Raw genomic sequence first — 14,019 nt, 5'->3', positions numbered from 1 at the left:
GGTTTTCCGGCTTCTACCTGCCAGGCCACGGCGCTCAAGGCCTGTGGATCAAACGCGGATCGACTGTAAGGTGCGTTTATTGACCGGATGGTCGAATTAAAAAAATTGAAAATAAATGTACGAAATGAACAGACTTGTACAGGTCAGTGCAAAAAATGACCCTTCTCCTGCCTGCGTACACTGGCTAAGCTCAGGGCTTCCCGATGCCCGCTCGAGGTTTCCCGCATGTCGCTATCCACGCCTGCCCTCGCTATCGCCCGCACCATCCTCGAAGGCTTCGACGATTACCGCGAACACTTTCGCCAGATCACCGATGGCGCCCGCGAGCGTTTCGAAAAGGCCCAGTGGCAACAGGGGCAGGCGGCGTCGGCGGCGCGGATCAACCTGTACGAAGACAAGGTCGGTGAAGTCAGCGCGCGCCTGCGTGCGAACTTCGAGGGCAGCGCATTGCTCGACATTGACCTGTGGCCCCTGGTGAAAAGCGCCTATATCGGCCTGATCGACCTGCGCTTTGACGATGAGCTGTCCGAGACCTGGTACAACTCGATCTTCTGCGGGCTGTTCAGCCATGACCTGATCAGCGACGGCTGCATGTTCATCCACACCACGCGGCCGAGCCTGCGCCGGGCACGGGCGGCACAAACCCGTACCTACGCGCCCGCCGGCCAGATTCCCGAGATGCTCGCGCAGATTTTTGCCGACTATCGTTTCAGCGAGCCCTACGCCGACCTGGCAGCCGACCTGCATCGCCTCGAAGCCCAACTGCGGGAAAACCTGCCGGACTGGGTGTGCAAGGACCCGGACCTCAAGGTCGAGCTGTTTTCCTCGGTGCTCTACCGCAACAAAGGCGCCTACCTCGTCGGGCGCATCTACACCCGCGACGAACAATGGCCCCTGGTGATCCCGCTGCTGCACCGCGAAGGCCAGGGCATCCAGATCGATGCGCTGATCACCGACGAGGCGGAGGTGTCGATCATCTTTTCGTTCACCCGCTCCTACTTCATGGTCGATGTGCCGGTGCCGGCGGAATTCATCGGCTTTCTCAAGCGCATCCTGCCGGGCAAGCACATTGCCGAGCTGTATACCTCGATTGGTTTCTATAAACACGGCAAGTCGGAGTTCTACCGCGCGCTGATCAACCACCTGGCGACCACCGACGATCGATTCATCATGGCCCCCGGCGTGCGTGGCATGGTCATGAGCGTGTTCACCCTGCCGGGCTTCAATACCGTGTTCAAGATCATCAAGGACCGTTTTTCACCGTCGAAAAACGTCAACCGCGCCACGGTGATCGAGAAGTACCGCCTGGTCAAAAGCGTCGACCGCGTCGGGCGCATGGCCGATACCCAGGAGTTCGCCGACTTCCGCTTTCCCCTGGGCAAGTTCGAGCCCGAGTGCCTGGCGGAGCTGCTGGACGTCGCCGCCGGCACCGTAGAAGTGGAAGGCGACACCGTGCTGATCCGCCACTGCTGGACCGAACGGCGCATGACCCCGCTCAACCTCTACCTGGAAAACGCCAACCCCGCCCAGGTGCGCGAAGCCCTGGAAGACTACGGCCTGGCGATCAAGCAACTGGCGGCAGCGAACATCTTCCCCGGCGACATGCTGCTGAAGAACTTCGGCGTCACCCGTCACGGCCGCGTGGTGTTCTACGACTACGACGAAATCTGCTTTCTCACCGAAGCCAACTTCCGCCACATCCCCGCGCCGCGCACGCCCGAGGATGAAATGGCCTCGGAGCCCTGGTACTCCATCGGCCCGCTGGACGTGTTCCCGGAAGAGTTCCCGCCGTTCCTGTTCGCCGACGCCGGCCAGCGCAAGCTGTTCGATGAACTGCACGGCGAGCTGTATAACGCTGATTATTGGAAAGGCCTGCAGGAGGCGATTCGTGCAGGCAAGGTGATCGATGTCTTCCCTTATAAAAGAAAAGAGCAGCCATAAGCTCAAAGCGGCAAGTAAAAGCAGATCCGCCCTGACTTGCCGCTTGAAGCTTGCCGCTCGCAGCTGCTTTTCTGCGACAATCCGCACCCGGCATAAATAGACGACCTTTGCGTACCTGATGACTGACCAAGCGCCCGCTATCGACCAACTGCTGAAAAACCTCGACCACACCATGCTCGCCGACCGCCACCGCTTGCGGCGCCAGTTGCTCGAGCTGCGCAAGAAGCCCGACGAGGAGAAGCTGGCGCAGTGGGTTACGCGCATGCAGGCGTCCTGCGCCCAGGTCACGGCGCGGCGGGCCAGCCTGCCGGTGATTCGTTACGACGACAGCCTGCCGATCGCCGCCAAGCGCGATGAGATCAAGGACGCGCTGCAAAAGCATCAGGTGCTGATCATTGCCGGCGAGACCGGCTCGGGCAAGACCACCCAGTTGCCGAAGATCTGCCTGGAGATCGGCCGCGGCCAATATGGCCTGATCGGCCATACCCAGCCACGCCGGATCGCTGCGCGCAGCGTCGCCAGCCGCGTCGCCGAAGAGTTGGCCACGCCGCTGGGCGCGTTGGTCGGCTATCAGGTGCGCTTCGAAGACCAGAGCGATGCCAACACCCTGATCAAGCTGATGACCGACGGCATCCTGTTGGCGGAGACCCAGAACGACCGTTACCTGGAACGCTACGACACGATCATCGTCGACGAAGCCCACGAACGCAGCCTGAACATCGACTTCCTGCTGGGTTACCTCAAGACCCTGCTGCCGCGTCGTCCCGACCTGAAAGTCATCATCACTTCGGCGACCATCGACCTGGAGCGTTTTTCCAAGCACTTCGACGACGCACCGATTGTCGAGGTCTCGGGCCGCACCTTCCCCGTGGACACCTGGTACCGCCCATTGACCCTGGAACAGGACGAGGAGGGCAACCGCGTCGAAGACGACCTGACCGTCGACCAGGCGATCCTCGCCACCCTTGATGAAATCGCCGCCTATGAGCGCAGCGAACGCCGCAGCCCTGGCGACGTGCTGGTATTTTTGCCCGGCGAGCGCGAGATTCGCGATGCAGCCGAGATGCTGCGCAAGGCCCAGCTCAAGCACACCGAGATCCTGCCGTTGTACGCGCGGCTGTCGCCGGCCGAACAGCAGCGCATTTTCCAGTCCCATCCAGGGCGCCGCGTGGTACTGGCGACCAACGTCGCGGAAACCTCGCTGACCGTGCCGGGCATTCGTTACGTAATCGACAGCGGCACCGCACGCATCAGCCGCTACAGCTACCGTGCCAAGGTGCAACGCCTGCCGATCGAGGCGATTTCCCAGGCCAGTGCCAACCAGCGTAAAGGCCGTTGCGGCCGGGTGGAGCCGGGGATCTGCATTCGCTTGTACAGCGAAGAGGATTTTATCGGCCGTCCGGAATTTACCGATCCCGAGATTTTGCGCACCAACCTCGCGGCGGTGATCCTGCAGATGCTGCACCTGCGCCTGGGCGAAATCACCGATTTCCCGTTTATCGAACCGCCGGACGGCAAGGCCATCAGCGACGGTTTCAACCTGTTGCAGGAACTCTCGGCCGTCGACCGCAACAGCCAGCTCACGCCATTGGGTCGCCAGTTGGCGCGCCTGCCGGTGGACCCGCGCATGGGCCGCATGCTGCTTGAAGCCGCCAAGCTCGGCAGCTTGCAGGAAGTGTTGATCGTGGCCAGCGCCATGTCGATCCAGGACCCGCGCGAGCGCCCACCGGAGCGCCAGCAGGCCGCCGACCAGGCCCATGCACAGTGGAAAGATGCGGACTCGGACTTCGCCGGGCTGGTCAATCTGTGGCGTGGCTTTGAAGAGCAGCGCCAGGCACTCACCGCCAGCCCGCTGCGCAACTGGTGTCGCAAGAACTTCCTCAACTACCTGCGTCTGCGCGAGTGGCGCGACTCCCATCGCCAGTTGAGCCTGATCTGCCGCGACATGCAGTTGACCGTCAACAAAGAACCGGCGGATTTCCCCAAGCTGCACAAGGCGGTGCTGTCCGGCCTGCTCAGCCAGATCGGCCAGAAGACCGAAGACGGCGATTACCTCGGCGCCCGTCAGCGACGCTTCTGGATCCACCCGTCCTCGGGTATCGGCAAGAAACGCCCGCAATGGCTGATGACCGCCGAACTGGTGGAAACCACCAAGCTGTATGCGCGCATGGTGGCGAAGATAGATGCCGACTGGATCGAACCGCTGGCCGGGCACTTGATCAAGAAAAACCACTTCGAGCCCCACTGGGAGAAGAAGCGCGGCCAGGTGGTGGCGTTCGAGCAGATCACCCTGTTCGGGCTGATCGTGGTCGGGCGTCGGCCGGTGCATTACGGGCCGATTGACCCGGTGGTGTCGCGGGAGTTGTTTATTCGCGAAGGCTTGGTGCGTGGCGAGATCCAGTCCCGCGCCAAGTGCCTCACGGCCAACCAGCAACTGCTGGAGCAGCTTGACGAACTGGAAGCCAAGGCGCGCCGCCGCGATATCCTGGCCGACGAAGAGACCTTGTACGCGTTCTACGACGCACGGCTGCCGGCGGAGATCCACCAGACCGCCACCTTTGACAGCTGGTACAAGGTCAACAGCCAGAAAGACCCGCAGTTGCTGATCATGCGCGAGGAAGACGTGCTGGCCCGCGAGGCCAGTGAAGTCACTGCCGCCCATTACCCGGACACCCTGCACCTGGGCGACCTGGAACTGGCCCTGAGTTACCACTTTGAACCCAACCACCCCCGCGACGGCGTGACCCTGCGCGTACCGGCACCGCTGCTGCCAGCCTTGCCGCCGGAGCGCCTGGAATGGCTGGTGCCGGGGCTGATCGAAGCCAAGTGCATCGCCCTGGTGCGCAACCTGCCCAAGGCCCTGCGCAAGAACTTCGTGCCGGTGCCGGATTTCGTCAAGGCGGCGCTGCAGCGCATCGAGTTTGGCCAGGGTTCGCTGCCCCAGGCATTGGGGCGCGAATTGCTGCGCATGACCGGGGCGCGGGTCAGCGATGAGGCCTGGGCCGAAGCGGCGCAGCAGGTGGAAAACCATCTGAAGATGAACCTGGAAGTGGTCGACGGCCAGGGCAAGTTCCTCGGCGAAGGCCGCGACCTGGCCGAGTTGACTGCGCGGTTTGCCGAAGCCAGCCAGGCCGCGCTGGCCGTGCCGCACACCGCGAAAAGCCAGCAGCCGGTGGAGGCCAAGGTGTTCGCGGCGGTGGCCGAGAAAACCCAGCAGAAGATCGCCGGGCTGTCGATGACGGTCTATCCGGCGCTGGTGGAAGAAAACGGCACCGTGAAAGAGGGCCGTTTTTCCACCGCCGCCGAGGCTGAGTTCCAGCACCGCCGTGCGTTGCAGCGCCTGCTGATGCAGCAATTAGCGGAACCGGCGAAATTCCTGCGCGGCAAATTGCCCGGCCTCACTGAACTGGGCCTGATGTACCGCGAACTGGGGCGTATCGACGCCCTGGTGGAAGACATCCTGCTGGCCAGCCTCGACACCTGTGTGCTGGAAGGCGAAGCCAGTTTGCCCCGTGACGGTGCTGGGTTGGCGGCGCTGGCTGAACGCAAGCGTGGCAGTTGGACCGAACACGCCGAACGCCTGGCGCGCCTGACCCTGGAAGTGCTGAAGCTCTGGCATGGCCTGCAAAAGCGCTTCAAGGGCAAGATCGACCTGGCCCAGGCCGTGGCCCTGAACGACATCAAGCAGCAATTGAGCAGCCTGGTGTATCCCGGCTTTGTGCGCGAAACCCCGGCGCAGTGGTTCAAGGAATTGCCGCGTTTTCTCAAGGCCATCGAATTGCGCCTGGAGAAACTGCCTAGCCAGGTGCAAAAGGATCGTGTGTGGAGCAGCGAACTGGGCGGCCTGTGGGCGCAGTACCAGAACCGCTTGAACAAGCACACCCAGGAAGGCAAGCGCGACCCGCAACTGGAACTTTATCGCTGGTGGTTGGAGGAATACCGGGTGTCGTTGTTTGCCCAGCAGTTGGGGACCAAGGTGCCGATTTCCGACAAGCGCTTGAGCAAGCAGTGGAGCCTGGTCGAGGCCTGATCCCTTTCTCGGTTATCCAGACCAGACAGGTCCAAATGTGGGAGGGGGCTTGCCCCCGATAGCGATGTGTCAGTGGCAGAACCTGTGTCTGGTACACCGCTATCAGGGCAAGCCCCCTCCCACATTGAAACTTGATGGCGTTTTGATCGGGGTGTTTATCCGGCATATGGCGCCAAACCCCAGGGTTTGTGGCAAACTTCGCGGTTATAAATGCCGGGATCGTCGTGATGGGCTGGTGTGTAGCCACGGCGCGATGGAATAAAGCGATGCCAGTTTGATGTCCGCTGGGCGGAATAGAACTACTTACGGTTTGGTACGTCGGTACCAATATCATCTGCCTGACAGATTTAGAGGAACGATCGTGCATAACGTCGTCATCAGCGGCACTGGCCTTTACACCCCTGCCAACAGCATCAGCAACGAAGAACTGGTGCAGTCTTTCAATGCGTACGTGCACCAGTTCAACTCGGACAACGCCGCTGCCATCGAGCGCGGTGAAGTCCAGGCGCTGACGGAGTCGAGCGCTGCGTTCATCGAAAAAGCCTCGGGCATCAAGAGCCGCTTCGTGATGGACAAGGACGGCATCCTTGACCCGCAGCGCATGGCGCCGCGCCTGCCCGAACGCAGCAATGACGAGTGGTCGGTGCTTTGCCAGATGGCCATTGGTGCCGCCGAGCAGGCCCTGCAGCGCGCCGGCAAGACTGCCGCCGACATCGATGGTGTGATCGTCGCCTGTTCCAACCTGCAACGTGCCTACCCGGCCATCGCCATCGAAGTCCAGGAAGCCCTGGGCATCGCAGGCTTCGGTTTCGACATGAACGTGGCGTGCTCCTCGGCGACCTTCGGCATCCAGAACGCCGCCAACAGCATCCAGCTGGGCCAGGCCCGGGCGATCCTGATGGTCAACCCGGAAGTCTGCACCGGCCACTTGAACTTCCGTGACCGCGACAGCCACTTTATCTTCGGCGACGCCGCCACGGCGGTGGTCCTCGAGCGCGCCGACCTGGCAACGTCCGAGCATCAGTTCGACGTGGTGAGCACCAAGCTGCTGACCAAGTTCTCCAATAACATCCGCAACAACTTCGGCTTTCTCAACCGCGCGGCGGAAGAGGGCATCGGTGCGCCCGACAAGCTGTTCGTGCAGGAAGGCCGCAAAGTCTTCCGCGACGTGTGCCCGATGGTCGCCGAGCTGATCGGTGTGCACCTGGCCGAGAACCAGTTGAACGTGGCCGATGTGAAGCGCTTCTGGCTGCACCAGGCCAACCTGAGCATGAACCACCTGATCGTGAAGAAACTGCTGGGCCGCGAAGCCACGGTGGAAGAAGCACCGGTGATCCTCGATACTTACGCCAACACCAGCTCGGCGGGTTCGGTGATTGCATTCCACACCTACCAGGACGATCTGCCCAAGGGCGCCGTCGCGGTCCTCAGTTCGTTTGGCGCAGGCTATTCGATCGGTAGCGTGATCCTGCGCAAGCGTTAAGACAATCGAGGTCTTGAATGGCAGCAGCGGACGACGCGCACCTGCTTGAACGACTGCTCAAGGGCGAGCAACGGGCCTACAAGGAATTGGTCACCACGTACCAAAGCGCGATGCGGGCGGTGGCGTATGCCATCGCCGGCCAGCGCCATGCCGACGAAGTGGTGCAGGACGCCTGGCTGTCGGTGGTGCGCAACCTGGCCAAATTCGAAGGGCGCTCCAGCCTCAAGACCTGGCTGCTGACCATCACCGCCAACGCCGCCAAGGGGCGCTACAAGCAGAATCGCCGGGAAGTGCTGCTCGACGACTTGCCTTCGCCCCACGGCACCATCGGCGATGATCGATTCTCCCCCGATGATGGCCACTGGGCCGTCGCCCCGTATGCCTGGCACCAGGACACCCCGGAAGCCTTGCTGACCGAGGATGAACTGCGCAAGTGCCTGGAGCACACGTTGCTGAGTTTGTCCGAACTGCAAAGCAGCGTGCTGGTGCTGCGTGAACGCCAGGGGTTGGAGCTGGAGGAGATCTGTAATCTTCTGACGCTCTCACTCTCCAATGTCCGCGTGCTGTTGCATCGAGCACGGCTTAAAGTCTTCGCCACGGTGGAGCATTTTGAGGAAACGGGCGAATGTTGACCTGTAAAGAACAAGTGGCACGTTCCAGTGACTATCTCGATGGGCAATTGACCTTTCGCGAACGTCTGCTGGTGCGTCATCACTTGATGTTCTGCCCCAACTGCCGACGGTTTATCCGCCAGATGCGCCTGCTGCAGGCGACGTTGCGGATGCTGCCGCAGGAACCGGTGAAGGATGTGGATGCCTTGGCGCAGCGGCTGGCTGCCGAGCGGCTCAAGGATCAGAAAGGCGGGGAATAAGCAGGCTCGCGTGGGGCGATCGGACGGATGATGGGGACCGATCCACCCACGCAAGTCTGGTACAGCCACCTCGGGCCGTCCTGGCCCGAGGTCTTGAACACTTATCTTTAGAACTTGGCTTCTGCATCCAGCTGGAAGGTGTTGGCTTTGGCGCTACCGTCCACCAGCGTGCGGCTGTAGGTGTCGGTCTTGGTCAGGAAGTAGGTCGCGCCGACGGCGAAGTTCTTGTCGATGTCATAGCCGACTTTGAACTTGTGACCACGGGAACCCGTGAAGCCGCCGCCGAAGTCCGAATCGGTGAAGGCACCCACCACGGCGTTTTTCTGCACGTCGCGGTAGTTGTAGTCCAGGTTGAAACCGAACACCTTGGACTTGGCACCCAGCAACCAGGCCGTGTCCGCATCGTCGATTGCGTCGTTGTTTTTCACGTACTGACCGTAGAACGACAGGGGGACCGCCAGGCCGCCGATATCGACTTGACCGAAGCCTTCATACAGGCGGAACTCGCCGTTGGGGGTGTTGCCGTTGGTTGCCAGCACGTTCGGGGTACTGGTGCCTGAGGCACGGCTGTCTTCATCGTTCTGGTAGGCGTAGACGCTGCCGCCCAGGGTCATTTTCAGGTTGTCGGTCACCGAGAAGCGGGTCCCCAACTGGCCGGTGGTCAGGCGCAGGTCATGGCGGTACTGCACGCCGTCACCGTCCACGTTGTCCTTGAGGTTGTAGTTACCCAGGCTGCCGAACAGCTCGGCGCTGCCGCCCAGTGGGTACTTGTAGGTGAGTGCCAGGCCTTCCGGGTTGATGTCGCTATCCCAGATCACATCGCCCATGTTGACCCAGGGCTGCAGCATTTTGCCGCCAATGATGTGCAGGTTTTTGATCTGGTCGGGGTGGTAGTCGATATAGCCGAGGTCCAGCCAGATCGATTTTTTATCGAAGTAGCCGTCCAGGTCCTGGTTGGTGGAGCGCGCATCGCTGCCGCCGCCGGTGGCGATACGAATACCGGTGTCTACCTGCGGGTTGATTTCGGTGTAGGCGCCGAGGCGCGCGCGGATCCGTTCGCGGTCCTTGTCACGACCGGTGACGCCGGCGCGGGTAACGCCATTTTCGCCTTCGACCTTGATGGTCTCGTGGCGCATGCGCACATCACCCTTGAACTGAGTCTTGGCGGCCCAGGCCAGCTTCTGGTCGAAGCTGCTCAGCTCGTTGGTTTTCTTCGCGGTGGCCGCGATCTGTTCGTTGGTCTCTTGTTGAGCTTGCCGTGCGATCTGCTGTTCTTTCTGGTCTTTGGCCAACTCGTTTTGCAGTTCGGTGTACTGCGAAGCGGTGATCTGGCCGTTGGCCTTGAGCATGTCGAGCAATTTAGCGTCGACTGCAGCGCTGGCCGGAACGCTCAGGGCCAGTAACAGGCCCCCGCACAGGGCCGCTGCAGTTTTAGTGGAAGCAAGACGCATATCAATCTCCGAAAGTGAGGAGGGATGGCAAACCATCCAGGACACAACCGACCGATGACGGACGGAAAAGTAACCACCTGATAGAACCAGGCGCTCTAAAAACAGGCGTCAGTATCACGATCGTTTATGACGGCGCAGTGGCGAAGTGATGTCATGTAGATGACAAATTATTTAAGAATGGAACTATTGATTTAGAGCCTTGTCGGGCGATTTGGGGGTGTGCCCGGACCTGCGATAAGCGATACTCGCCAGGCTTTCATGCCATGACGTAGTGAGGATGCCGATGCCGCTGCAACGCCTGGACAACCTGTCCGAAATCGCTCCGCAGGCCTGGGACGCACTGGTGCCGGACGCCCAGCCCTTTGTGCGGCACGCCTTCCTCAGCGCGCTGGAAGACAGTGCCAGCCTGGGCCCTCAATCGGGCTGGCAACCGGAACATTTGTTGCACTGGGAAGGCGACCGCCTGGTGGCGGCATTGCCCAGTTATCGCAAATGGCATTCCTATGGCGAGTACGTGTTCGACCATGGTTGGGCCGATGCCTGCGAGCGTGCGGGCATTGATTACTACCCCAAGCTGCTGACGGCCGTACCATTCAGCCCGGTCAGCGGCCCCCGCTTGTTGGCGGCCAGCGTCGACGATGGTTTCGAACTGCTGAAGAGCCTGCCGGGCTACCTGGAAATCGAAGGGCTCTCCAGTGCCCATATCAACTTCACCGACGGCTTGGCCGATGAGGCGTTAGCCCAACAACCGGGTTGGTTGCAGCGCCTGGGTTGTCAGTTTCACTGGCAGAACCGTGGTTACCGTGACTTCCAGGATTTTCTCGATGCCCTCAGTTCCCGCAAGCGCAAACAGATGCGCAAGGAGCGCGAACAAGTGGCGGGGCAGGGCATCGACTTCCAGTGGTTGCAAGGCCACGAGTTGAGCGAGGCGCAATGGGATTTTGTCTACGCCTGCTACGCCAATACCTACGCGGTCCGCCGCCAGACACCCTACCTGACCCGCGAATTTTTCAGCCTGCTCGCCGAACGCATGCCCGAGGCGATCCGTGTGGTGCTGGCCAAGCAAGGCACACGCCCAGTGGCCATGGCCTTCAGCCTGATCGGTGGCGACAGCTTCTACGGCCGCTACTGGGGTTGCCTGGCGGAGTTTGACCGGCTGCATTTCGAAACCTGCTTCTACCAGGGCATGGATTACGCCATCGCCCACGGCCTGCAACGCTTCGACGCCGGCGCCCAGGGTGAGCACAAATTGATTCGCGGGTTTGAACCGGTGATCACCCGGTCGTGGCACTACCTGCGCCATCCCGGCTTGAAGAATGCCGTCGAGGATTTCCTCGAGCGCGAACGGGTGGGGATTGTGGCGTATGCCGAAGAGGCGAGGGCAGCCCTGCCTTACCGGCAGGGCTGACCCTTTGCCTCAGGCCGGCTCCTCCTTGCCCAGCCATCGATAGACAACACCGCCCGCCACCGCACCCAGGATCGGCGCGAGCCAGAACATCCACAACTGCTGGATCGCCCACCCGCCGACGATCAAGGCCGGGCCGGTACTGCGGGCCGGGTTGACCGAGGTGTTGGTCACGGGGATGGAGATCAGGTGGATCAAGGTGAGGGCCAGGCCAATGGCGATGGGCGCGAGGCCCTTCGGGGCACGGTGGTCGGTGGCGCCGAGGATGATCAGCACGAACATCGCTGTCATCACCAGCTCGCAGACAAACCCCGCTGCCATTGAATAGCCGCCCGGCGAATGCTCGCCATAGCCGTTGGAGGCCAGCCCGCCGGCCAGTTCAAAGCCCGGCCTGCCACTGGCGATGAAGTACAACAATGCGGCGGCGACCACCCCGCCGATGACTTGGGCCACGATGTACGCCGGTAACTCCCTGGCCGGAAACCTCCCGCCCACTACCAGCCCCACCGATACCGCCGGGTTGAGGTGACAACCGCTGATATGCCCGATGGCCACCGCCATGGTCAGCACCGTGAGCCCGAACGCCAGGGCCACACCCAGCAACCCGATCCCGACGGCGGGAAAAGCGGCGGCCAACACCGCACTCCCGCAACCGCCCAACACCAGCCAAAACGTTCCCAACCCCTCTGTGACTGAACGCTTGAACAAAGACATGCAGCACGTCCTTGATAGATCGCTCTACCCAATCAGTAAATCAGTGATGCTCCCTGCAGATTTACTTCAGCGCCCGTCTGGGCACTGCACTGAGTACAGCATGGTTTTTACACAAATCCAGGCCACCAAATGTGGGAGGGGGCTTGCTCCCGATAGCGGAGTGTCAGTCGCAAAATGTGGTGACTGACCCACCGCTATCGGGAGCAAGCTCCCTCCCACATTTGCTTCAGTCGATGCCGACAAACCCACCGGTCTGGTGCTGCCACAAACGTGCATACAAGCCGCCATGGGCCAGCAGCTCGGCATGGCTGCCCGTCTCGGCAATCTGGCCTTTCTCCAGCACCACCAGGCGGTCCATCCGCGCGATGGTCGACAACCGGTGCGCAATCGCAATCACCGTCTTGCCTTGCATCAGGGTTTCCAGGCTTTCCTGGATCGCCGCTTCCACTTCCGAATCCAGCGCCGAGGTGGCTTCGTCCATGATCAGGATCGGCGCATCCTTGAGCAGTACACGGGCAATGGCGATACGTTGACGCTGCCCACCGGAGAGTTTCACCCCGCGTTCGCCCACGTGGGCATCCAGCCCGGTACGCCCTTCCGAGTCCGACAGCAGCGGGATGAACTCGTCGGCACGCGCCTTGTGCACGGCGGCCCAGAGTTCTTCGTCGGTGGCGTCCGGCTTGCCGTACAGCAGGTTGTCGCGGATCGAACGGTGCAGCAGCGAGGTGTCCTGGGTGATCATGCCGATCTGTTCGCGCAGGGTTTCCTGGGCCACTTCAGCGATGTCCTGGCCGTCGATCAGGATCCGCCCGCCTTGCAGGTCGTAGAGGCGCAGCAGCAGGTTGACCAGGGTCGACTTGCCCGCGCCGGACGGGCCGATCAGGCCGATTTTTTCCCCGGCCTTGATCTCAAGGTTCAGGCCGCCAATGATCCCGCTCTGCTTGCCGTAGTGGAAATCCACGTGCTCGAAGCGGACTTCGCCACGGGGCACGCTTAAACGCGGGGCGTTGTCGCGATCAATCACGGCCAGGGGTTGGGCGATGGTTTTCAGGCCGTCCTGCACCATGCCGATATTTTCGAAGATGCCGTTGACCACCCACATGATCCAGCCGGACATGTTGACGATACGAATCACCAGGCCGGTAGCCAGGGCAATCGCGCCCACCGAGATCAGCGACTGTGTCCACAGCCACAGGGCCAGGCCGGTGGTGGTGACGATCAGCAGGCCGTTCATGCTGGTGATTGCGATGTCCATGCTGGTCACCACGCGGCTGGCCAGCTGGGTTTTTTCGGTCTGCTCGATGATCGCTTCCTTGGCGTACTGCTGCTCGTATTGGGTGTGTGCGAACAGCTTCAAGGTGGTGATGTTGGTGTAGCCGTCGACGATGCGGCCCATCAGTTTGGAGCGTGCCTCCGACGAGATCACCGAGCGTTCTTTCACGCGCGGCACGAAGTAGCGCAGCGCCAGGCTGTAGCAAACGATCCAGGTCACGAGTGGGATCATCAGGCGCCAGTCGGCCTCGGCAAACAGCACCAGGGAGCTGATGGCGTAGATCGCCACGTGCCAGATAGCGTCCACTGCCGCCACGGCGGAGTCGCGCAGGGAGTTGCCGGTTTGCATGATGCGCTGGGCGATACGCCCGGCGAAGTCATTCTGGAAGAAGTTGAGGCTCTGCTTGAGCACGTAGCTGTGGTTCTGCCAGCGGATCAGGCTGGTCATGCCGGGGCTGATGGTCTGGTGCACCAGCAGGTCGTGCAAGGCGCCGAAGATCGGGCGCAGCAGCAGGGCGACCACGGCCATCCAGATCAGCTCGGTGCTGTGGAGCTGGAAGAAGTTGGCGGGTGGCGTGCCCTGGGCCAGGTCGATGATACGGCTCAGGTAGCTGAACAGCGCGACTTCGATCAGCGCGCCGATCAGGCCCACCACCAGCAAGGCGGCGAAGTGCGGCCACACCTGGCGCAGGTAGTAGAGGTAGAAGGGCAGGACTTTGTCGGGAGGGGCGGCGCTGGGTGCGTCGCGGAAAATATCGATCAGTTGTTCAAAACGACGATAGAGCATTAGGGTTGACGCCCGCCTGGCGGGCTCTCCTTTCAAATGCGCGCGCGGCCTTGTGGGCCGTGCGC

The 14,019-nt window shown here is 61.7% G+C and carries 9 protein-coding genes; 6 read left to right on the top strand and 3 right to left on the bottom strand.

Annotated elements, in window-relative coordinates; genetic code table 11:
• The first annotated feature begins 225 nt into the window (after window positions 1-225).
• From aceK to BLQ09_RS03310, 5 genes are all read left to right on the top strand, one after another.
• Complete coding sequence (aceK, locus tag BLQ09_RS03330) at window positions 226-1,941, top strand: bifunctional isocitrate dehydrogenase kinase/phosphatase (protein WP_092355310.1); 1,716 nt, start codon at window positions 226-228, stop codon at window positions 1,939-1,941.
• A gap of 118 nt (window positions 1,942-2,059) precedes the next feature.
• On the top strand, window positions 2,060-5,971 hold the full coding sequence (gene hrpA / locus BLQ09_RS03325) for an ATP-dependent RNA helicase HrpA (RefSeq protein WP_092355307.1): 3,912 nt from the start codon (window positions 2,060-2,062) through the stop codon (window positions 5,969-5,971).
• Window positions 5,972-6,332: 361 nt separating this feature from the next.
• Window positions 6,333-7,454 carry a beta-ketoacyl-ACP synthase III gene (locus BLQ09_RS03320; protein ID WP_027603750.1) on the top strand — a complete coding sequence of 374 codons (1,122 nt, stop codon included), beginning with the start codon at window positions 6,333-6,335 and terminating at the stop codon, window positions 7,452-7,454.
• Window positions 7,455-7,471: 17 nt separating this feature from the next.
• Entirely contained in the window at window positions 7,472-8,086 is a 615-nt protein-coding gene (locus BLQ09_RS03315; RefSeq protein WP_027603751.1) for an RNA polymerase sigma factor, read from the top strand.
• On the top strand, window positions 8,080-8,325 hold the full coding sequence (locus tag BLQ09_RS03310; RefSeq protein WP_027603752.1) for an anti-sigma factor family protein: 246 nt from the start codon (window positions 8,080-8,082) through the stop codon (window positions 8,323-8,325). The genes BLQ09_RS03315 and BLQ09_RS03310 overlap by 7 nt, the downstream gene beginning before the upstream one ends.
• 107 nt (window positions 8,326-8,432) lie before the next feature.
• On the opposite strand, the gene BLQ09_RS03305 is transcribed toward BLQ09_RS03310, so the two are convergent.
• Window positions 8,433-9,776, bottom strand: coding sequence for a putative porin (locus BLQ09_RS03305; protein ID WP_027603753.1), 1,344 nt, complete (start codon window positions 9,774-9,776; stop codon window positions 8,433-8,435).
• Window positions 9,777-10,059: 283 nt separating this feature from the next.
• On the opposite strand from BLQ09_RS03305, the gene BLQ09_RS03300 reads away from it, so the two are divergent.
• Window positions 10,060-11,184 (top strand): GNAT family N-acetyltransferase, encoded by a 1,125-nt coding sequence (locus BLQ09_RS03300; protein ID WP_092355484.1) that lies wholly within the window; start codon window positions 10,060-10,062, stop codon window positions 11,182-11,184.
• Window positions 11,185-11,193: 9 nt separating this feature from the next.
• Here BLQ09_RS03300 and aqpZ read toward each other — a convergent pair whose 3' ends face one another.
• Entirely contained in the window at window positions 11,194-11,895 is a 702-nt protein-coding gene (aqpZ, locus tag BLQ09_RS03295) for an aquaporin Z (RefSeq protein ID WP_092355304.1), read from the bottom strand.
• Window positions 11,896-12,121: 226 nt separating this feature from the next.
• Window positions 12,122-13,954 (bottom strand): ABC transporter ATP-binding protein, encoded by a 1,833-nt coding sequence (locus BLQ09_RS03290; protein WP_092355301.1) that lies wholly within the window; start codon window positions 13,952-13,954, stop codon window positions 12,122-12,124.
• Window positions 13,955-14,019 lie beyond the last annotated feature (65 nt).

Source organism: Pseudomonas sp. NFACC25 (genome assembly GCF_900100935.1).
Lineage (GTDB): Bacteria > Pseudomonadota > Gammaproteobacteria > Pseudomonadales > Pseudomonadaceae > Aquipseudomonas > Aquipseudomonas marginalis.
This window is presented reverse-complemented; position numbering and strand designations above follow the sequence as displayed.